The following is an 18,990-nucleotide window of genomic DNA, read 5'->3' on the forward strand; positions in this document are numbered from 1 at the left end:
GCTCCCGGGGCCGGTCAGGGACGGGATCCGGGCCCGGGTGGGCCCTGGTCCGACGAGCCGGGCGCGGGGAAGGGGTCGCGGCCCGGCTGCCGTCGGGGGCGGCTACGGCGTGAGGCCGTGCGATCCGAGCCAGGTGAGCGGGTCGATCGGGGCGGCGCCGTCGGGGCGGACCTCCAGGTGGAGGTGGGGGCCGGTGACGCCGGTGACGTTGCCGGTGGCGCCGACGGTGCCGAGCACGGTGCCGGTGGTGACGGGGCCGGCCGGGGTGGTGATCCGGGCGAGGTGGCAGTACCAGAGCTCGGTGCCGTCGGGCAGGGTCTGGATCACCCGGTAGCCGTACGGGCCGGACCAGCCGGCGGAAGTGACGGTGCCGCCGGTGACGGCGGTGACCGGGGTGCCGGTGCGGGCGGCGAAGTCGAGGCCGGTGTGCAGGTGGGCCCAGTGCGCGCCGGCCTGGGCGAACTGCGCGGCGAGGCGGTAGCCGGCGACCGGCAGGGCGTGGTCGCCGAGGGGGGCCGCGGTCTCCTGCGCGGCGCGCCTGGCCTGGGCCTCCTGGGCGGCGGCGATCCGGGCGGACTCGTCGTCGGCGGTGCGCCGGCCGTCGGCCTGCTGCTGGATGCGGGCGGCGAGGGCGAGTCCGGGGTCGGCGGACAGGACGGCCCCGGAGGCCTCGTCGGGGGCGGTGACGGAGGGGGCGGCGGGGGCGTCCGCGGCGTGGCCGGCCGGGGCGGCGGCGAAGCCGGTGGCGCCGAGCGCGGCGGTCATCGCGGTGACGCCGAGCAGCGGGCCGGTGCCGCGGGACTGCCGGGGCAGCCGGTGCCGGGTGTCGTGCCCGGTCGGGTGGTCGAGCAGGCTGGTGGCTGTGCCGGAGCTGTCAGCGGTCTGGGTGGACGCCACGGGGGCGCACTCCTTCCTTCCCTCTCGCCGACCGGGTTAGCTGACGGGTTCGGAGGTGGAAGGTCTCCTACGGCCGGTGGCCCGGGGGCCTGGCCGATTCACCCCAAGGAACGTGGTTCCCCGGCTCCTGGGCGCGCCCGCGAGGGGGTGGGCCCGGTGGATTAGGCGACCGCGCGCGGTGCCGTATGGGTACGGCGTTGCCGACCGCGCTGCGTTATCAAACGTTAATCCTATGGACCCCCTGTTTCCAAGCGTCTCGGGAGAGGCAGTGATGCCCTCCTGACGACCTGTGGGCGATTTGTGATGATTCGGCGGGCTTGGCGAAGGGGTTGACGGCTAAGGCTATTAGCCTTAGCTTTATGGCTAACAGCAATCGGCACCGCCGACGCACGCAGCCCAGGAGGCCCGCGATGAGCTCCACGACCACCCCCACCCGCTTCTTCGACGTCCCCGGCGGCCGGATCGCGTTCGACGACACCCCGGGCGAGGGACTGCCGGTCGTCCTGCTCCCGGGCATGCTCGACCAGCGGGCCGCCTACCGGCACCTGGTCCCGCTGCTCACCGCGGCCGGCCACCGGGTGATCACCATGGACCTGCGCGGCATGGGCGAGTCCTCGGCCGAGTTCGTCGACTACTCCCCCGCCGCGATCGCCGCCGACCTGCTCGCCCTGCTCGACCACCTGGGCATCGAGCGGGCCGTGCTGGCCGGCAGCTCGTACACCGGCGCGACCGTGGTGAAGGCGGCCGGGCTGGCGCCGGAGCGGGCGGCCGGCGTGGTGCTGATCGACGCGTTCATCGAGAACCTGCCGCTGAACGCCTTCCAGAAGGCGCTGTTCGGCGTGGTCGGCCCGGTGGTCAAGGCGTTCCCCGGGGTGTGGGGCACGCTGCAGAAGTTCTACTTCCCGACCGAGCGCCCGGCCGACTTCGACGCGTACCGGGCGGGCCTGGCGGCGATGCTGCGCGAGCCGCACCGCAAGGTCGCGCTGGCCGGCTACCTCTCCGGCGACTCGGCGCCGGTCGGCTGGTCCGCGGCGGTCCGGTGCCCGGCGCTGGTGCTGATGGGCACCAAGGACCCCGACTTCCCGGACCCGGAGCTGGTCGCCGACCGCCAGGCGGCGGCGCTGAACGGCCGCAAGGTGATGATCGAGGACGGCGGCCACTACCCGATGGCCGGCCACCCGCAGGCCGTCGCCGCCGCGCTGCTCCCGTTCCTGGCGGAGGTCGCCTGATGCCCCGGGTCGGACTCACCCCCGCCGCCGTGGTCGACCGGGCGCTGGAGCTGGTCGACGAGCACGGGGTCCAGGAGCTCACGCTGGCCGCCGTGGCCGGCCGGGCCGGCGTGGCCACGCCCTCGCTGTACAAGCACGTCCCCGGCGGCCTGGCCGAGCTGCGCCGGCTGGTCGCCGTCCGGGTCACCGGCGAGCTGGCCGACCGGCTGGCGGACGCGGCGCTCGGCCGCTCCGGCGACGCGGCGGTGGCCGCGCTGATGGCGGCGTACGCGGCCTACGCCACCGAGTACCCGCGGCGGTACGCGGCGGTGCCGCAGGCGCCGCGGGAGGACGACCCGGAGCAGTTGGCGGCCGCCACCCGGCTGGTGGAGGTGGTGCTGCGGGTGCTGGCCGGCTACGGGCTGGACGGCGCAGAGGCGATCCACGCGACCCGGACGGTCCGGGCGATGGCGCACGGGTTCGCCTCGCTCGCCACCGGCGGCGCGTTCCGACTGGCCGAGGACCGGGCGGTGACGCTGGACCGGATGACCCGGGTGCTGACCGAGGGCCTGCGCTCCTGGCCGTGAGCCGCGGGCCCGGAGGCCGTGACCGATGCGCCGGACGGGCGTTGGGCAGGGCATGAAGAAGCGCTCGATGCTCGCCTTTGCCTCGCTCGCCGTCGGCGTGGTGGCCTCCCTGACCGCCCCCAGCGCGCACGCCGTCCCGCAGGTGCCCGCCGGCCCGCTGACCGACGCGATCACCGCCCCCGACCTGCCGCTCGGCCTCGACCGGGTCGAGACCGTCACCCCCGAGCTGCCCGACCTCCAGGCCTGAGGCCCGCGTACCGGCGCGCGCCTCCGACCGGGGGCGCGCGCCGGTACGTCTTCGGATTGCCTTCGATACCGTTCCGTCACCGTCCACGCGTAAGACTGTCAGCCCAGCGGGAAGTACTACAGTCGGGTCGACCCACGACCCGTCAGCCCACTCGGCGGCAGCACGGAGGACAGGAACGATGACGCAGACGGCGCAGCACACCGAGCCCGTCACCGGCCTGGTCCCGGCACCCCGCCGCCCGCTCGACCCGGAGCCGGCCCCGGCGGCCGAACCGCGCACCCCGGTCGGTGAGCTCCGTCGCGCGTTCGCGGTGCTGCGCGGCCTGCGCACGCTGCGCCCGGTGGCGGCGCGCCCGCAGCCCGGCTACGGCGAGGTGGACGGGCAGTAACGGGCGGCGGCCCGGTCCGGGGAACAGCACGGGAACCCGGCCCGTCGACCCGCGCGGGAAGCGGCACAAGTACGACTATCCGGACATTCGGCGATAAATTGAGCTGAATCAGCGGATCGTCAGCGGCCTGTGCCCGCGTACCGGCGGAGGTGCCGTGCCCGCAGTCACCACCGTCGCCAGGAGGGTCGGCGCACGGCTGCGTCGCAGCCCGCTCGGGCGGTGGCTGAGCCGGCTGCTGGACGGCGACCCGGCCGCCGAGCGGGCCGCGCTGGCCGTGCTGGTGGTGCTCTCGCTCGCCCTCACCTGGCTGGCGATCCTGAAGCCCGACCTGTGCCCGCCGTCCGCGCTGGTCTTCCCGGTGATCCTCGGCGGCTACCTGCTGCACGTCCACCGGCAGTACCTGCTGATCGGCGCCGTCGCGCTCTGCCTGGTCGCGGACGGGCTGCTGCGGCAGCCGTACGGGGTGCGGCCCGGGTCGGTGCTGGTGATCGCGTCGGCGGCGGTGCTGGTGCTGGCCACCTCGCGCTACCGGACCCGGCTGGGCCTGCGCGGCCTGCGCGGCGACACCATGCTGGTCGAGCTCGCCGAGCACGCCCTGGCGCTCGGGCGGCTGCCCAGCGGGCTGCTGGACTGGCGGTTCCACCAGGCGGTGTCGCCGGTGCGGGGCACGCTGTTCTCCGGGGACTTCCTGCTCGCCGCGCACCAGCCGGAGCGGGACCTGCTGGAGGTGGTCCTGGTGGACGTCTCCGGCAAGGGCAGCCGGGCGGCCGCCCGGTCGATACACCTGTCGGGGGCGTTCGCGACGCTGCTCGGCTCGGTAGAGCCGGAGCGGTTCCTGCCCGCCGCCAACGACTACCTGGCCAAGCTGGACTGGGAGGACGCCTTCGCCACCGCGGTGCACCTGGCGATCCGGCCGTCGGACGGGCGGTACCGGGTGTTCAACGCGGGGCACCCGCCGGCCGTGCAGTACTGCCGGGCCGGCGGCGGCAGCTGGCTGCGGGCGGGGGTCGGCGGCCCGGCACTGGGGGTGCTGGCCTCCGTGCCGTACCCGCCGGAGTGGGGGCGGTTGGCGCTCGGGGACTCGCTGCTGCTGTACAGCGACGGGCTGGTGGAGGTCCCGGGCGAGGACATCGACGAGGGCATCGACCGGCTGCTGGCGGCCGCGGCGCCGCTGCTGCGGTACGGCGGGACCGAGGACCCGGCGCAGACGCTGGTGCGGACGGTGGCGCCGGACGTGCAGGACGACCGCTCGGTGATCGTGGTGCGCCGGCTGGGGGCGGGCGCCTGAGACCCGGTGGTTCGCAACCGGCCGGGTGAGCGATCTGTCAATAGGATGTTCAGCAACAGTGAAGACGCACGCGCACGCGGCACGACCGGAAGGGCCCGGTACCGCCATGGACCTGACCTCGAACCGTCGCGCCACCCGGACCGAGCTGCGCTGCGTCCGGCTGCTGCTGCGCGCGTCGAGCGCGACCGAGCTGCTGGGGACGGTCCTGCTGGAGGGGCCGAGCTGGATCACCCGCGAGGGGTCCGCGCTCTACCTGCTGGACTCCGCCGGGATGCTGCGCCTGGCGGCCTCCGACAGCCTGCCGGAGTGGGCGCACGAGCGCTACGGCGTGGTCGACCCGGCCGGCGACCTGCCGGCGGCACTGGCCCTGCGGCGGCGCGAGACGGTGCTGCTCAGCCCGGAGCAGACCAGCGCCGACTACCCGAACACCAACGTCGGCCGGGGCACCGGGCTGGTCGCGCTGGCGGTGATGCCGCTGGTGGTGGACGGCGACCCGATCGGGGCGCTGGCGCTGGCGCTGGCCCACCGGGGCACCGTGCCGCGCCGCGACCTCGACACCCTGGAGACCCTCGCCGAGGCGTGCGCGACCCGGCTGTCGCACCTGATCGACCACGTGCACGCGGCCGCCGGCCCGGTGCCCGACGGCATCCGGGCCGAGCCGCGGCCGGTGGACCCGCAGCTGCTGGCCCTGGCCGTGCGGGCGGCGGGGGCCGGGGCGTTCGAACGCGACCTGGTGACCGGCGAGACCACCTGGGACGCCCGCGCCTACCAGGTGATCGGCCTGCCGCTGCCGGAGCGGCCCAGCGCCCAGGCGCCCGACCTGGCCCGGGTGGTGCACCCGGAGGACCTGCCCGACCTCCAGGCGGGGATGGCCGAGGCGCTGGCCGCCGGCGGCCCCTACCGGCTGAGCTACCGGGTGGTGCGGCCCGACGGGACGGTCGCGCGGGTGGACGAGTCGGGCGAGGTGATGCTGGACATCCACCAGCGGCCGGTCCGGGTGGCCGGGCTGCTGACCGACCGGGCCCGGGTGGAGCGGCCGGAGCCGGCCGCCGCGCCGCAGGGCGCGACGCCGACGGTGGGCGCCCGCACCGCGCTGCTGCTGGCGCTGACCCGGGCGCTGTCCCGGGCGGTCACGGTGCGCGAGGTGACCACGGCGCTGACCGACATAGCCCGGCCGGCCCTCGGCGCGGCCAGCGTGGTGCTGGACCTGGTGGACGAGGGCCGGCTGCTGCCGGTCTCCCCCGCGGTGTTCGGCGGGCCGTACCGCACCGAGCTGAACCGGCTGCACGAGCTGTCCTCCGGGGTGATGGAGCACGCGCTGAGCCGGGCCACCCCGCTGTTCAGCGAGCCGGGCGGGCGGGCCACCGGCAATCCGCTGGCCCCGGCGGCCTGGGCGGTGCTGCCGCTGGTGGCCTCCGGCCGGCAGGTCGGCTCCTGCCTGATCACCTTCGCCACCGAGCGGGTCTTCGGCCGCGAGGACCGCACCATGTACTCGGCCTTCGCCGGCATCCTGGCGCAGACCCTGGAGCGCGCCCGGCTGTACGACATCCACCACCACCGGGCGACCGAGCTGCAGCGCGCGATGCTGCCGCGCTCCCTGCCCCGGCTGCCCGGCGTGGCATCGGCGGCCCGGTACCTGCCGTCCACCGAGGGCATGCAGATCGGCGGCGACTGGTACGACCTGCTGCGGCTGCCGGACGGCCGGGTCGGGCTGGTGATCGGCGACGTGCAGGGCCACAACGCCGAGGCCACCGCGGTGATGGGCCAGCTGCGCAGCGGGCTGCGGGCGTACGCCACGGACGGGCACGACCCGGCGGCGACGCTGGCCAGGACCAGCCGGCTGCTGGCCGAGCTGGACACCGACCTCTTCGCGACCTGCCTGTACCTGACGCTGGATCCGGCGGACGGGACGCTGCGCGGGGCGCGGGCCGGGCATCCGCCGCCGGTGCGGATCTCCGACGGGAAGGCGTCCGAGCTGGATCTGCCGGGCGGTCCGCCGCTCGGGGTGGAGCCGTGGGCGGAGTACCCGCCGGCGGTGGGGAGGCTGGCGGCGGGCGAGACGCTGCTGGCGTACACCGACGGCCTGGTCGAGGTCCGGGACGAGGACTACGACGAGTCGGTGCAGCGGATGCTGGGCGGGCTGGAGCTGTGGGCCCGGCAGACCGGCGAGCCGGCGCTGGGCGGTCCTGACGAGGCGTTGGACCGGCTGGCGGACCTGCTCACGCTGAACGTGACGGAGCGGAACTCGCGGCCGGACGACGTCGCGGTGCTGCTGCTGCACCGGCTGTCGACGGCCGGTGGGGACTGATCCGGCTCCCGGTACCCGTGTACCCCCCTGGGCTCGGTGTTCGCTACCGTGACTGGTTCATACAGTCGGATCGCGACATCACATGGGGGAAACGTGCGACCTGTCGATCCAGGGGGCTCGGGCGGTACCGGGTTCCGGGTGATGCCCGACGAGCTCGACGGCGCGGGCAACACCGCGCGGAGCACCGCCGAGCAGGTTCCGAACGAGACCTCGGGCGTCCTGGCCGCGTCCGACACCGCCGAGGGGGGCCTGCGCGGCTTCCTGACCGGCAGTGAGCTGAACTCCTGCACGGACGAGTGGAAGCGGCTGCTCGACGAGCTCTCCAAGGAGATGGACCGTCAGGGCGACAACCTGAAGCAGACCGCGGCGAACTACCGGAAGTCCGAGCAGGAGGCCTCGCGCGGCCTGTCCGGCGCCGGGGCGGGGAGGTGACCGTGGACGTCCCCACCCTCCGTGACGCCAAGCCGGACGACCTGTACCGGGCGGCCGACGCGTACGCCGACCTGTCGGCCAAGTTCGCGCAGCACGCGGGCACCTGGAAGGACGGCGTGGACACCCGGGTGCGCAACTCGGGCTGGACCGGCGACGCCGCGAACAACGCCGAGCAGTCGCTGACCCAGACCACCGGGAAGCTGACGGCCGCCCAGATCGAGCTGGACCGGATCGCGCCGATCCTGCGCGAGGGCGCGGAGGCCTTCCTGATCGCCCAGGCGAAGCTGAAGGCCGCCCTGGACGAGGCGCAGGCGAACGGCTTCGACGTCGCGAACGACGGCGGGGTCTCCTGGCCGCCGCCCAGCCAGGCCGAGCACCACGACCCGGACTTCCGCAACGACCGCCAGCAGCGCGGCACCGACCTGCGGGACCGGATCTCGCAGGCGCTGTCCGAGGCCGACCACGCCGACCAGGTCACCTCGGAGCGGCTGCGCCACTACACCGACAACGCGCGGACCGGCGACGGCCTCAAGACCGAGACCGCCTCGATGGACCTGAACAGCGCCGTGATGGACGCCGTGACCCCGTGGGGCGGTCCGGAGGACCTGGTCAAGGCCGGCATGCCCGGCCCGGACGCGCCGCCGACCGAGGTGAACTCCTGGTGGAAGGCGCTGCCCGAGTCGGAGCGGCAGCGGCTGATCCACAACTACCCGGACGAGATCGGCAACCGGAACGGCATCCCGACGGTCGACAAGGACCAGGCCAACCGGATCCACCTCGACCAGATGATCAAGAACATGGAGGGCCGCAAGGACCTCGACGACAACCAGAAGAAGCAGCTGGAGGGCTTCCAGGCGGTCCGCAAGCGGCTGGACGACGACAAGGGCAAGCAGCCGCCGGTCTTCCTGATGGCGATCGACGACGAGGGCCAGGGCCGCGCCGCGATCTCCTACGGCAACCCGGACACCGCGGACGACGTGGTGGCCTACGTGCCGGGCCTGAACACCGAGGTGAAGAACATCGGTGGCGGCGACGGCAACCGGGCCCGCGACATGTGGCAGTCGGCGCACGACGCGGACCCCAGCCGGTCCACCGCCTCGATCGCCTGGCTCGGCTACGACGCGCCGCAGGCCAAGGACGTCAGCGCGGAGAGCCTGGCGGTCGCCGGCCCGGAGCGCGGCCAGCAGGGCGGCAAGAACTACCAGGAGTTCCTGCAGGGCCTGCGGGCCTCGCACGAGGGCCAGCCGGCGCACGTCACCGCGCTGGGCCACTCGTACGGCTCGTTCACCGTGGGCCAGGCCGCGCAGCGGCCCGGCGGCATCCCGGCGGACGACATCATCCTGGTCGGCAGCCCGGGCACCGGCGCGCAGCACGCCTCGCAGCTCGGGGTCGACCCGAGCCACGTGTGGGTCGGCGCGGCCGAGAACGACCCGGTCAGCCACCTGCCGAGCCACGACGAGGCGAAGGGCATGGGGACCGGCGCGCTGATCGGCGGCGCCATCCTCGGCGTCCCGGGCGCGATCGGCGGCGCCATCATCGGCGACCAGGTCGGCAAGTCGGACGACCCGCACGAGCTGTGGTTCGGGCAGGACCCGGCCAGCAACGACTTCGGCGCGCACCGCTTCGACGTGGACGACGGCCCGCTGGGCATGTCCTCCCACTCGGACTACTGGGACAGCGGGGACGGCCGGGACGGCCACTCGCTGCGGAACATGGGCAACATCGTCTCCGGCCACGGTGACCGGGTCTACGGACAGGACCGCCGATGAACGACTACGGACAGGCCCCGGTGACCGACCTGGGCATCGCCCGGGCGCAGATCGACGCCCTGCTGGACGGCACGCTGGCCGCGATCACCCCCGCGGTGGAGTGGGCGGACGGGCCGTACGTGGCCAGCGAGCACGACGACCCGTTCACCAAGGAGCCGGACGGCACGGCGCGGCTGGAGAAGCGGCGCTACCTGCTGACCCGGTTCGCCGCCGCCCGGTACGGCGCGCTGCTGGGCGTGGTGGAGCGGGAGTGGCAGGGCCGCGGCTGGCGGATCACCTCGATGGACCCGGACCCGGTGCTGCCGGACGTGCGGGCCGAGGCGCCGGGCGGGTCGACGGTGGAGCTGCGGGTCGGCCACCTGGGCAACGTCACGCTGGTCGCCCGGGTGCCCCGGGTGCCGGCGGTCGGCACCAGCTACCCGTTCGGCGGGGACAGCACGGTGCCGCTGCGGCCGGACGGCACGATCGACACCGTGCCGAGGTTCGACGACCCGTTCTGGTCCGCGTGACCGACTGATCTGGGGTGGGCCCCGGCCTCGGCCGGGGCCCACCGCTTCGAGGAGTTCGAGGTGGGAGTGGTTGTGAAGCTGCGGATACTGGGCGCGGTGGCGGCGGTGCTGCTGGGCGGTTCGCTGGTGGCCGGTTGCACGTCCTCGGGCGACGGCGGGTCCGCGGACCACGCCCTGGTGGAGATCGGCACGGCGCGGACCGAGATCGACGGGCTGCTGGACGGCACCACCAAGGCGGTCTCGCCCTCGCTGAAGTACGCGGACGACGCCTTCCAGGCGCGGGCGCACGAGGACGGGGTGAGCCGGGAGGCGGACGGTTCGGCGCAGCTGACGCGCCGCCGGTACGTGCTGACCAAGGTGGCCAAGGGCAACCAGGCGAAGCTGCTGGACAAGGTCCGGGAGTACTGGAAGGCGCAGGGCTACTCGATCACCGAGAGCGCCTCGACCTTCGAGGCCGGAGCCCGCACCAAGGACGGGGTCGGGATCACGGTGAGCATCGGCGCGCCGGGCAACGTGACGATCAGTGCGAACGCCTGGGTGAAGGACCCGAAGTCGGAGCAGCCGTTCGGGGCCGCCCCGAGTCCGCTGCCCACCAAGGCGGACGGAACGGTCGACACCATGCCGAAGTTCGACGACCCGGAGTGGTCGCGCTGACCTCCGCGGGGGCGTTGACGTGGTCAGATCAGCCAAAGGGTGGGCTGTTCATACGCCCGTAGGATCGCCACCCTAGAATTCGCCGCGTGACGATGACTCAGTGGTGCGCGGTGGCCGCCGGATTGCTCGCCGTTATCTCGTCGGCGGCCGCCGCGCGCTACCGCGCCGTCACCGCGACCCTGCGCGGGCGGCTCGCCGAGCAGGACCACCGGCTCGCCACCGCCACCGGCCGGCTCGACGCCGAACTGGCCCGCCGCGGCGCCGAGACCGCCGCCGCGCAGCACGAGCAGGAGCTCAACGCCGCCACCCGGCGGGCCTTCCTCAGCGTCGCCCGGCGCATCCTGGTGATGGCCCACGACCAGCAGGCCGGGCTGGACGAGATGGAGCGCACCCACGACGACCCGGCGCTGCTCGACGGCCTGCTCAAGGCCGACCACGCCGCCGCCCAACAGGCCCGGCTGGCCCAGACGCTGGCCGTGCTGTGCGGCGCCCGGGCCGGCCGGCACTGGCCCGAGCCGGTCGCCCTGGAGGACGTGGTGCGCGGCGCGCAGTCCCGGATCCTGCCGTTCCAGCGGGTCGTGGTGCGCAGCCGGGTGGAGTCCGCGGTGGTCGGCGCGGCCGCCGAGGCGCTGATCCACGCGGTCGCCGAGCTGCTCGACAACGCCACCCGCTACTCCCCGCCCAGCACCCAGGTGTTCGTCACCCTGATGCCGGTGCACAACGGCGCGGTGATCGAGATCGACGACTGCGGCGTCGGCATGCCCGAGCAGGCGGTGGAGAAGGCCGCGGTCGCCCTGGCCGGCGGCGGCACCCTGGAGGTCTCCCGGCTGGGCGAGGTGCCGCAGCTCGGCCTCGCCGCGGTCGGGCGGCTCGCCGAGCAGTACGGCTTCCGGGTCACGCTCTCCTCCGCGCCCTCGCCGTACGGCGGCGTGCGGGTGGTGGTGCTGCTGCCCAACGCGCTGCTCACCGAGGTCCTGCCGGGCAGCGGCGGTCCGGCCGGGCCGCCGCTGCCCGCGCCCGAGCGCGACCCGGCGATGGACCGGGACTTCGGGTACGGCCCCGACGCCGACCGCTCGCTGTTCGAGCGCCCGGCCGAGCGGCCGCTGCCCCGGCGGCAGGCCACCGAGCGGTCGGCGGCCGAACCGCCCGCCGCCGAGCGGCCCGCCGGCCCCCCGGCCGGCGGCGAGCTCCCCCGGCGGGCCAACCGGCGCGCCGCCGCACCGGCCGCCCGGCGCAACCCCGCGGCCGGCGCCCCCGCGCCGGAGCGTTCCGCCAGGGAGGCCCAGGCCTTCATGGCGCTGTTCCAGGCCGGTACCGCCAGTGGTCGCTCGGCGGCCCGGCAGCACCAGATCGACCCCGACGCTTCGCCCGCTTCCCCCCAACTTCCCCAGCGCTCCGGAGAGTTCCATGACCACCAACCCTGATCTCGGCTGGCTGCTGACCGACATCGTCACCGTCCCCGAGGTGCAGCACGCCGTCGTGGTGTCCAACGACGGCCTGGAGATCGGCCGCAGCGAGCGGATCGGCCGCGACGACGCCGAGCGGCTGGCCGCCGCCTGCTCCGGCCTGCAGTCGCTGGCCCGCGGAGTGGCCCAGGGCTTCGGCGGGCGGCAGAGCACCACCCGGCAGATCATCATCGAGTACGGCGGCGGCTACCTGTTCGTCGTCGCGGCCGGGGCGGGCGCCCACCTCGCGGTGGTGACCAGCGAGGCGGTGGACGCCGGCCTGGTCGCGTACCAGATGCAGGTGCTGGTGGAGCGGATCGGCACCCACCTGACCAGCCCGCCGCGGATCGAGCACCCGGCCGGGGAGCTCCGGTGAGCCGGGGGCCGGTCCGGCCGTACGTGATCACCGGGGGGCGCAGCCGGCCCAGCCGGAACGTGCTGGCCCTGGAGAGCCTGGTCAGCGCCGTCCCCGGGATCAGCCCGGAGCCGGACGCGCTCAACCGGGAGCAGCAGGCGATCCTGGCGATCTGTCGGCGGCTGCTGTCCGTCGCCGAGATCGCCGCCCATCTCGGCCTGCCGATCAGCGTGGTGAAGGTGCTGATCGGCGATCTCTGGGACCTCGGCGCCGTCCAGGTGGTCCCGCCCGTCCCGCAGGCCGAGCGCCTGCCCACCACTCTTCTGGAAGAGGTGCTCGTTGGCCTCCGCCAACTCCGCTGAGCCGTCCTACCTGCCGCCCACCGTCCAGGGCGCGGTGAAGATCCTGGTCACCGGCCCGTTCGGGGTCGGCAAGACGACCCTGGTCGGATCCCTCAGCGAGATATCCCCGCTGCGCACCGAGGAGACCATGACCGCCGCCGGCGTCGGCGTGGACGACCTCTCCGGGCGCCCGGACAAGACCACCACCACGGTCGCCCTGGACTTCGGCCGGATCACGCTCAACTCCCGTCTGGCGCTGTACCTGTTCGGCACCCCCGGGCAGCAGCGCTTCTGGCCGCTGTGGGAGGACCTGTCGCGCGGGGCGCTCGGCGCGATCGCGCTGGTCGACACCCGGCGGATCGACGAGTCCTTCGACGTGCTGGGCCAGTTGGAGGAGCAGGGCATCCCGTTCGCGGTCGCCGTCAACCTCTTCCCGGACACCCCCCGGTACCCGGAGGAGGAGCTGCGCGCCGCCCTCGACCTGCTGCCCGAGGTGCCGATCCTGCAGTGCGACGCCCGCAACCGGCGGGCCGCGTACGACGTCCTGATCGACTTCGTCGACCACCTGCACTCCACCGCCGTCCTGGAGCTCGCCCGATGACGACCGGCCCCACCCCCGACCAGGCACTGGTGCCGCCGCCCGGCTGCCCCGCGCACCGGGGCGCCACCCCGGCCACCACCCCGCTGTACGGTCCGGTGGTCGCCGCCGACCCGCACGGCCTGTACGCCCGGCTGCGCGAGCAGCACGGCCCGGTCGCCCCGATCGAACTGGAGCCCGGGGTCGAGGCCTGGCTGGTCCTCGGCTACCCCGAACTGCTCGAACTCACCCGCAACGAGCAGCTGTTCTCCAAGGACTCGCGCCGCTGGCGGGTCCCCCGCGAGGGCCGGCTGCGCAGCGACTCGCGGCTGCTGCCGATGACCGTCTGGCGGCCCACCCTGCTCAACCTGGACGGCGCCGAGCACCAGCGGCTGCGTGCCGCCGTCTCCGACACGCTCTCCCGGATCGACCACCGGCAGCTGCGCGAGACCACCGAGCAGGCCGCCGACGCGCTGATCGACAGCTGGGGTCCGGACGGCACCGCCGACCTGATCGCCCAGTACGCGCGCAAGCTCCCGCTGCTGGTGTTCACCCGGCTGCTCGGCCTGCCCTCCGAAATGGGCCCCCACCTGATCGAGCTGATCAGCCACTTCGTGGACAGCAGCGAGAAGTCGGTCCGGGCCAACGCCGAGTTCCAGGCGATCCTGGTCGACCTGGTGCGGCAGCGGCGCGAGCGGCCGGGCGCCGACCTGACCAGCTGGCTGCTCGCCCACCACGCCGGGCTCAGCGACGAGGAGGCCGTCCACCACCTGGTGGTGATCCTGGTCGCCGGCAACGAGACCACCATCAACTGGACCGGCAACACGCTGCGGCTGCTGCTCACCGACCGGCGCTTCCGGGCCACCCTGGCGGGCGGCCGGCTGACCGTCTCCGACGCGCTGGACGAAGTGCTGTGGCGCGACCCGCCGACCCAGAACTTCCCCGGCCGGTGGGCGACCTCGGACACCGTCCTGGGCGGCCAGTACATCAGCGCGGGCGACATGCTGGTACTCGGCCTGGCCGCCGCCAACGCCGACCCGGTGGTCCACGGCAGCGGCACGGGCGGGCACGGCGGCCCGGGCGGGGACGGCCTCGCGGGGAACCGGGCGCACCTCGCCTGGGGCGCCGGACGGCACGTCTGCCCCGCGCAGTCGCCCGCCCGGCTGATCGTCGAGACCGCCGTCGAGACGCTGCTGCACCGGCTGCCCGACCTCCAACTGGCGGTGCCGGGACACGAACTGGCCTGGCGGCCGTCCCCGTGGTCGCGGGCGCTGGTCGCCCTCCCGGTGCTGTACAGCGCGTTCACCCCGCCCCGCGCGGCCGCTCCTTCTCCCGAGAGGTCCCCATGGACACCGACACCGCAGACCGGCCCGTCAGACTCGACCCCTTCGGCCGCGACCAGCACACCGAGAACGCCCGACTCCGCGAAGCCGGGCCCGCGGTCCTGGTGGAACTCCCTGGCGGGGTGGTGGTCTGGGCGATAACCCACCACGACACCCTGCAGGAGCTGCTCGCCGACCCCCGGGTCGGCAAGAACGCCCAGCTGTGGACGACCTTCCGGGAAGGGCGGCTGCCGGAGGGCTGGCCGCTGCTCAACTTCGTCACCGTGCCGGGCATGGTCACCGCCGACGGCGCCGACCACCGGCGGCTGCGCTCCCTGGTCACCCAGGCCTTCACCCCCCGCCGGATCGCCGAGCTGGCGCCGGCAATCGAACGGCGGGCGGCCGAACTGCTCGACGGGATCGCCGGCCTGGAGGGCGGGTTCGACCTGCGCGAGCACTTCGCCTACCCGCTGCCGATGTGGGTGATCGGCTCGCTGCTCGGGCTGGAGCAGGAACAGCAGGACGCCCTGCACGAGCTGTCCAACACCCTGGTCAGCAGCTCGGCGACGCCGCAGGCCGCGATCGCCGCGCAGCAGGGCCTGTACGCGCTGCTCGGCTCGGTCGTCGCGGCCAAGCGGGAACGCCCCGGCGACGACCTGACCAGCGACCTGATCGCCGCCCGGGAGGCCGGCGACCGGCTCAGCGAGCAGGAACTGGTCGGCACCCTGCTGCTGATGCTGGTCGCCGGGCACGAGACCACGCTCAACCTGATCACCAACGCGGTGCGGGCGCTGCTCGCCCACCCGGCCCAGCTGAAGCTGGTGCTGGACGGCGCCGCGGACTGGTCGGCGGTGGTGGAGGAGACCCTGCGGTACGACTCGCCCGTCGGGCAGTTCCCGCTGCGGTACGCGAGCGAGGACATCCCGGTCGGCGACGTGGTGATCCGGCGCGGCGAGGCGCTGCTCGCCTCGTACGCGGCCGCCGGGCGGGACTCCGGGCACTACCCGGACGCCGACGCCTTCGACATCACCCGGGAGGGGGCGCGGCACCTGTCCTTCGGGCACGGGCCGCACTTCTGCCTCGGTGCCGGGCTCGCCCGGCTGGAGGCGGAGACCGCGCTGCGGGGGCTGTTCGGGCGGTACCCCGGCCTGCGGCCGGTGGACGGCGCGCAGGCGGAGCCGATCGCCTCGTTCGTCAGCAACAGCGTGCGGAAGCTGATGGTCCGGGTCGACCGATAGGCGCAACGGGGGTGACCGGGCGGGCGGCGCGGTCGTTGGTACGGCCATGAAGAGGACCACGGCGCTCGCCGTACTCACCATGGCCGGACTCGCCATGTCCGCCGCCCCCGCCGCCGCCCTCCCGGGCGGCGCGCCGACCGGGCTGCCCGGCCTCGGCCACGGCCTGTCCTCCGCCCACGGCGTCGACACCCCGGCCGGGACGGCCGACGGCGCGGGCTTCTTCGGGTCGACGGTCTCCACGACCGACCTGTGCCACAAGGACCTGGAGCAGTACCCGATCGTCGGCCCGCTCGCCGACCGCACCACGGGCGCGTGCAACGCGATCGGCGAGACGGTCGACAACCCCCCGGCGTTCTGAGAACGCCTGCGGCGGGCGGAGAGCCGGGTGCCCGGCGTGGTCCGGACGACCGGCTCTAGCCGAACAGGGCGTTGAGCTCGGCGTAGTCGAGGCCGCCGGCCAGGGTGTCGTAGGTGCCGGTGGTGTAGATCTCGGTCGCGGCGTCGCGGACGGCGGCGTAGGCCGACTTGGCGAGGGCGGGGCCGAGGCTGATCCGGGCGACGCCGAGGGCGGCGAGGGCGGCCACGGTCGGGGAGCCCGGTCCGGCGAGGACGTTGAGCGGGGCGGGGATCTCGCGGGCGAGGACGGCGATCACTTCCGGGTCGGCGACGCCGGGGACGAACACGCCGTCCGCGCCGGCCGCGAGGAAGGCCTTGGCGCGGGTCAGCGCCTCGTCCAGCCGTCCCTCCGCCGGGCCGACCGCGCGCAGGAAGACGTCGGTCCGGGCGTTGAGGAAGAGCGGGATCCCGGCCGTGTCGGCGGCGGCGCGGGCCGCCGCGACCCGGTCCGCGGCGTCGGCGAGCGGCCGGACGCCCGGACCGGCGGCGTCCTCCAGGTTGAGACCGACCGCGCCGGTGGCGAGCAGGGCGGTGACGGTGTCGCCGACCCCGGCCGGGGTGTCCGCGTAGCCGCTCTCCAGGTCGACGGTGACCGGGAGCCCGGGGACGTTGGCGACGACCAGCGCGGCCTGGGCGAGCGCGAGGTCGCGGCCCAGCCGGTCGCCGTCGGGCACGCCGAGGGTCCAGGAGACACTGGCGCTGGCGGTGGCGACGGCGGGCGCGCCGGCCGCGGCGACCAGCCGGGCGGTGGCGGCGTCCCAGACGTTGGCGAGCACCAGCGGGTCGCCGGGGCGGTGGAGTTCGCGCAGGCGGGCGGCGCGGTCGGACTGGCTGCTGAGGGTCATGGGTGTCACCCTGTCAGATCGGCCGGGGGGCTCAGGCGGTCTTCGGCGCGGGGCTGAGCCGGGAGGTGACGGCGATCCGGTTCCAGGAGTTGATCGCGACGATCATGCCGATCAGGTGGGCCAGCTCGCCCTGGTCGAACTCCTTGGCGGCGGCGTCGTAGACCTCGTCCGGCACGTGGTGGGTGGCGAGCAGGGTGACGGACTCGGTGAGGGCGAGGGCGGCGCGCTCGCGGGCGGTGAAGTACGGGGTCTCCCGCCAGGCGGCGAGGGTGTGCAGGCGGTGCTCCTGCTCGCCGAGCCGGCGGGCGTCGGTGGCGTGCATGTCCAGGCAGAAGGCGCAGCCGTTCAGCTGGGAGGCGCGGACCTTGACCAGTTCGGTGATCAGCGGGTCGTGGAACCCGGCCTTGGCGGCCTGCTCCAGCGCGCGCATCGCGGCGTAGAACTCGGGGGCCTGCTCGGGCAGCGAGATGCGTTGGACGGGGGCGGGGACGTGGGCGTGGTCGCTCATGGCATCCACCGTAGGTGCGAGGTGGCCCGCCGGTGTGGTTCATTTGCCGTATGGGATCCTGGGCCACTTTCGGCGGCGACCTGCACCTCGACCTGTCGGCCGGGCGGTCGCGCGGGCTGGGCGTCCGGGCGGCGCTGGAGGACGCGCTGCGCGGTGCCGTCCGGGAGGGCCGGCTGCCCGCCGGGACGCGGCTGCCGTCCTCCCGGGCGCTCTCGGCGGACCTCGGGATCGCCCGGAACACCGTGGCGGAGGCGTACACCCAGTTGGTGGCGGAGGGCTGGCTGGCGTCCCGGCAGGGCTCGGGCACGGTGGTGGCGGAACGCGGGCCGCAGCCGGAGCCGCCGGCCGCGCCGCCGGCGGAGGCCGGTCCGGCGGCCGCCCGGCACGACCTGATGCCGGGCAGCCCGGACCTCTCGCAGTTCCCCCGGTCGGCGTGGCTGGCGGCGACCCGCCGGGCGCTGGCGTCCGCGCCGCACACCGCGTTCGGCTACGGCGACCCGCGGGGCCGGATCGAGCTGCGCCGGGCGCTGGCCGACTACCTGGCCCGGGTCCGCGGCGTGCGCACCGACCCGGACCGGCTGCTGGTCTGCTCGGGCTACACCCAGGGCCTCGGCCTGGTCTGCGCGGCGCTGCACGGGCGGGGTCTGCGCAGCGTGGCGGTGGAGGAGTACGGGCTGCCGCCGCAGCGCGCGGTGATCGCGGCCGCCGGGCTGACCGCGGTACCGCTGCCGCTGGACGGCGACGGCGCCCGGACCGACCTGCTGCCCGCCACCGGGACCGGCCTCGCGGTGCTCACCCCCGCCCACCAGTTCCCGACCGGCGCCGCGCTGCGGGCGACCCGGCGGGCGGCCGCGGTGGCGTGGGCGCGGGCGTACGACGGGGTGCTGCTGGAGGACGACTACGACGGGGAGTTCCGCTACGACCGGCAGGCGGTCGGCGCGCTGCAGGCGCTCGACCCGGAGCGGGTGGTGTACGCGGGGACGGCCAGCAAGTCGCTGGCGCCGGGGGTGCGGCTGGGCTGGCTGGCGCTGCCGGCGGCGCTGGTGGAGCCGGTGCTGGAGCGCAAGCGGCTGGCGGACGGCCAGACCGGCGTGCTGGAGCAGCTCGCGCTCGCCGAGCTGATCACCTCGGGCGACTACGACCGGCACATCCGGCGCAGCCGGCTGCGCTACCGGCGGCGGCGCGACCAGCTGGTGGCTGCGCTGGCCCGGCGGGCGCCGCAGGTGCGGGTGACCGGGATCAACGCCGGGCTGCACGCGGTGCTGGAGCTGCCGCCCGGCGCGCCGGACGAGGCGGAGCTGCTGCGCCGGGCCGAGCGGGCCGGGGTGCGGCTGCACGCCCGGGGGTGGTGCCGGGCGGCCGGGGCGGACGGGCCGTCGGCGGGGTCGGCGCTGGTGATCGGGTTCGGCACGCCGTCGGACCACGCGTTCCCGGCCGCGCTGGAGGCGCTGTGCGCGCTGGTCTCGGACTGACCCGCCGGGGGTGGGTCAGTGGCCGCGTCCGCCCAGTTCGAAGAGCAGGATGACGAAGCCCGCGAAGGCGTGCGTGGCGGCGATGTAGACGGTCGCCCGGATCCACACCCGCCGGTCGGTGCGGTGGCCGGCGTCGGTGGTCGGGGCGTGCACCGCGGGTCGGGCGGGCGCGCTGGTGGTGGTGTCGGTCATCGGATCCTCCCG

22 protein-coding genes and 1 riboswitch are annotated in these 18,990 nt (G+C 75.1%); of the genes, 18 read left to right on the forward strand and 4 right to left on the reverse strand.

The features are described 5' to 3' along the window. Window positions 1–102: 102 nt before the first annotated feature. Window positions 103–897 carry a M23 family metallopeptidase gene (locus ACGFX4_RS07815; RefSeq protein ID WP_393071096.1) on the reverse strand — a complete coding sequence of 265 codons (795 nt, stop codon included), beginning with the start codon at window positions 895–897 and terminating at the stop codon, window positions 103–105. Between the two features lie 10 nt (window positions 898–907). Beyond that, window positions 908–1,061, reverse strand: a riboswitch (cyclic di-AMP (ydaO/yuaA leader). Between the two features lie 246 nt (window positions 1,062–1,307). Between ACGFX4_RS07815 and ACGFX4_RS07820 the strand changes: the two genes are divergently transcribed. From ACGFX4_RS07820 to ACGFX4_RS07900, 17 genes are all read left to right on the forward strand, one after another. Next, window positions 1,308–2,126 carry an alpha/beta fold hydrolase gene (locus tag ACGFX4_RS07820; RefSeq protein WP_393071097.1) on the forward strand — a complete coding sequence of 273 codons (819 nt, stop codon included), beginning with the start codon at window positions 1,308–1,310 and terminating at the stop codon, window positions 2,124–2,126. After that, window positions 2,126–2,692 (forward strand): TetR-like C-terminal domain-containing protein, encoded by a 567-nt coding sequence (locus tag ACGFX4_RS07825; RefSeq protein WP_393071098.1) that lies wholly within the window; start codon window positions 2,126–2,128, stop codon window positions 2,690–2,692. The genes ACGFX4_RS07820 and ACGFX4_RS07825 overlap by 1 nt, the downstream gene beginning before the upstream one ends. Window positions 2,693–2,744: 52 nt before the next feature. Beyond that, entirely contained in the window at window positions 2,745–2,939 is a 195-nt protein-coding gene (locus ACGFX4_RS07830; protein WP_393071099.1) for a hypothetical protein, read from the forward strand. 178 nt (window positions 2,940–3,117) lie between these two features. Beyond that, window positions 3,118–3,327 (forward strand): hypothetical protein, encoded by a 210-nt coding sequence (locus ACGFX4_RS07835; protein WP_393071100.1) that lies wholly within the window; start codon window positions 3,118–3,120, stop codon window positions 3,325–3,327. A 154-nt stretch (window positions 3,328–3,481) separates the two neighbouring features. Continuing rightward, complete coding sequence (locus ACGFX4_RS07840) at window positions 3,482–4,615, forward strand: PP2C family protein-serine/threonine phosphatase (RefSeq protein ID WP_393071101.1); 1,134 nt, start codon at window positions 3,482–3,484, stop codon at window positions 4,613–4,615. Window positions 4,616–4,721: 106 nt separating this feature from the next. Next, complete coding sequence (locus ACGFX4_RS07845; RefSeq protein ID WP_393071102.1) at window positions 4,722–6,923, forward strand: SpoIIE family protein phosphatase; 2,202 nt, start codon at window positions 4,722–4,724, stop codon at window positions 6,921–6,923. A gap of 141 nt (window positions 6,924–7,064) precedes the next feature. Continuing rightward, window positions 7,065–7,355 (forward strand): hypothetical protein, encoded by a 291-nt coding sequence (locus ACGFX4_RS07850; RefSeq protein WP_393071103.1) that lies wholly within the window; start codon window positions 7,065–7,067, stop codon window positions 7,353–7,355. 2 nt (window positions 7,356–7,357) lie between these two features. After that, window positions 7,358–9,124: an alpha/beta hydrolase gene (locus ACGFX4_RS07855; protein ID WP_393071104.1), complete on the forward strand. Its 1,767-nt coding sequence runs from the start codon at window positions 7,358–7,360 to the stop codon at window positions 9,122–9,124. After that, window positions 9,121–9,633: a hypothetical protein gene (locus ACGFX4_RS07860; protein WP_393071105.1), complete on the forward strand. Its 513-nt coding sequence runs from the start codon at window positions 9,121–9,123 to the stop codon at window positions 9,631–9,633. Before ACGFX4_RS07855 ends, ACGFX4_RS07860 begins: the two co-directional genes overlap by 4 nt. Before the next feature lie 60 nt (window positions 9,634–9,693). After that, window positions 9,694–10,287: a hypothetical protein gene (locus ACGFX4_RS07865; RefSeq protein WP_393071106.1), complete on the forward strand. Its 594-nt coding sequence runs from the start codon at window positions 9,694–9,696 to the stop codon at window positions 10,285–10,287. Window positions 10,288–10,379: 92 nt separating this feature from the next. Continuing rightward, the gene (locus ACGFX4_RS07870; RefSeq protein ID WP_393071324.1) at window positions 10,380–11,711 is read left to right on the forward strand and encodes a sensor histidine kinase; all 1,332 of its coding nucleotides are present in this window, start codon (window positions 10,380–10,382) and stop codon (window positions 11,709–11,711) included. After that, window positions 11,695–12,108, forward strand: coding sequence for a roadblock/LC7 domain-containing protein (locus tag ACGFX4_RS07875; RefSeq protein WP_393071107.1), 414 nt, complete (start codon window positions 11,695–11,697; stop codon window positions 12,106–12,108). The genes ACGFX4_RS07870 and ACGFX4_RS07875 overlap by 17 nt, the downstream gene beginning before the upstream one ends. Further along, on the forward strand, window positions 12,105–12,449 hold the full coding sequence (locus ACGFX4_RS07880) for a DUF742 domain-containing protein (protein ID WP_345698434.1): 345 nt from the start codon (window positions 12,105–12,107) through the stop codon (window positions 12,447–12,449). Before ACGFX4_RS07875 ends, ACGFX4_RS07880 begins: the two co-directional genes overlap by 4 nt. Beyond that, window positions 12,427–13,029, forward strand: a complete 603-nt coding sequence (locus ACGFX4_RS07885) for an ATP/GTP-binding protein (protein WP_393071108.1) — start codon at window positions 12,427–12,429, stop codon at window positions 13,027–13,029. The genes ACGFX4_RS07880 and ACGFX4_RS07885 overlap by 23 nt, the downstream gene beginning before the upstream one ends. Next, window positions 13,026–14,489 (forward strand): cytochrome P450, encoded by a 1,464-nt coding sequence (locus tag ACGFX4_RS07890; RefSeq protein ID WP_393071109.1) that lies wholly within the window; start codon window positions 13,026–13,028, stop codon window positions 14,487–14,489. The genes ACGFX4_RS07885 and ACGFX4_RS07890 overlap by 4 nt, the downstream gene beginning before the upstream one ends. Further along, entirely contained in the window at window positions 14,474–15,565 is a 1,092-nt protein-coding gene (locus ACGFX4_RS07895; RefSeq protein ID WP_393071110.1) for a cytochrome P450, read from the forward strand. Before ACGFX4_RS07890 ends, ACGFX4_RS07895 begins: the two co-directional genes overlap by 16 nt. Window positions 15,566–15,611: 46 nt before the next feature. Beyond that, the gene (locus ACGFX4_RS07900) at window positions 15,612–15,923 is read left to right on the forward strand and encodes a hypothetical protein (RefSeq protein ID WP_393071111.1); all 312 of its coding nucleotides are present in this window, start codon (window positions 15,612–15,614) and stop codon (window positions 15,921–15,923) included. 55 nt (window positions 15,924–15,978) lie between these two features. On the opposite strand, the gene ACGFX4_RS07905 is transcribed toward ACGFX4_RS07900, so the two are convergent. Together ACGFX4_RS07905 and ACGFX4_RS07910 are read right to left on the reverse strand one after the other, a co-directional pair. Then, window positions 15,979–16,806 carry an isocitrate lyase/phosphoenolpyruvate mutase family protein gene (locus tag ACGFX4_RS07905; RefSeq protein WP_393071112.1) on the reverse strand — a complete coding sequence of 276 codons (828 nt, stop codon included), beginning with the start codon at window positions 16,804–16,806 and terminating at the stop codon, window positions 15,979–15,981. 31 nt (window positions 16,807–16,837) lie between these two features. Beyond that, window positions 16,838–17,314: a carboxymuconolactone decarboxylase family protein gene (locus ACGFX4_RS07910; RefSeq protein WP_393071113.1), complete on the reverse strand. Its 477-nt coding sequence runs from the start codon at window positions 17,312–17,314 to the stop codon at window positions 16,838–16,840. Between the two features lie 50 nt (window positions 17,315–17,364). On the opposite strand from ACGFX4_RS07910, the gene ACGFX4_RS07915 reads away from it, so the two are divergent. After that, window positions 17,365–18,786 (forward strand): PLP-dependent aminotransferase family protein, encoded by a 1,422-nt coding sequence (locus tag ACGFX4_RS07915; protein ID WP_393071114.1) that lies wholly within the window; start codon window positions 17,365–17,367, stop codon window positions 18,784–18,786. A 15-nt stretch (window positions 18,787–18,801) separates the two neighbouring features. On the opposite strand, the gene ACGFX4_RS07920 is transcribed toward ACGFX4_RS07915, so the two are convergent. Then, window positions 18,802–18,978, reverse strand: a complete 177-nt coding sequence (locus ACGFX4_RS07920; protein WP_393071115.1) for a DUF6126 family protein — start codon at window positions 18,976–18,978, stop codon at window positions 18,802–18,804. Window positions 18,979–18,990 lie beyond the last annotated feature (12 nt).

The organism is Kitasatospora sp. NPDC048365, from assembly GCF_043200835.1.
Taxonomy (GTDB): domain Bacteria; phylum Actinomycetota; class Actinomycetes; order Streptomycetales; family Streptomycetaceae; genus Kitasatospora; species Kitasatospora terrestris.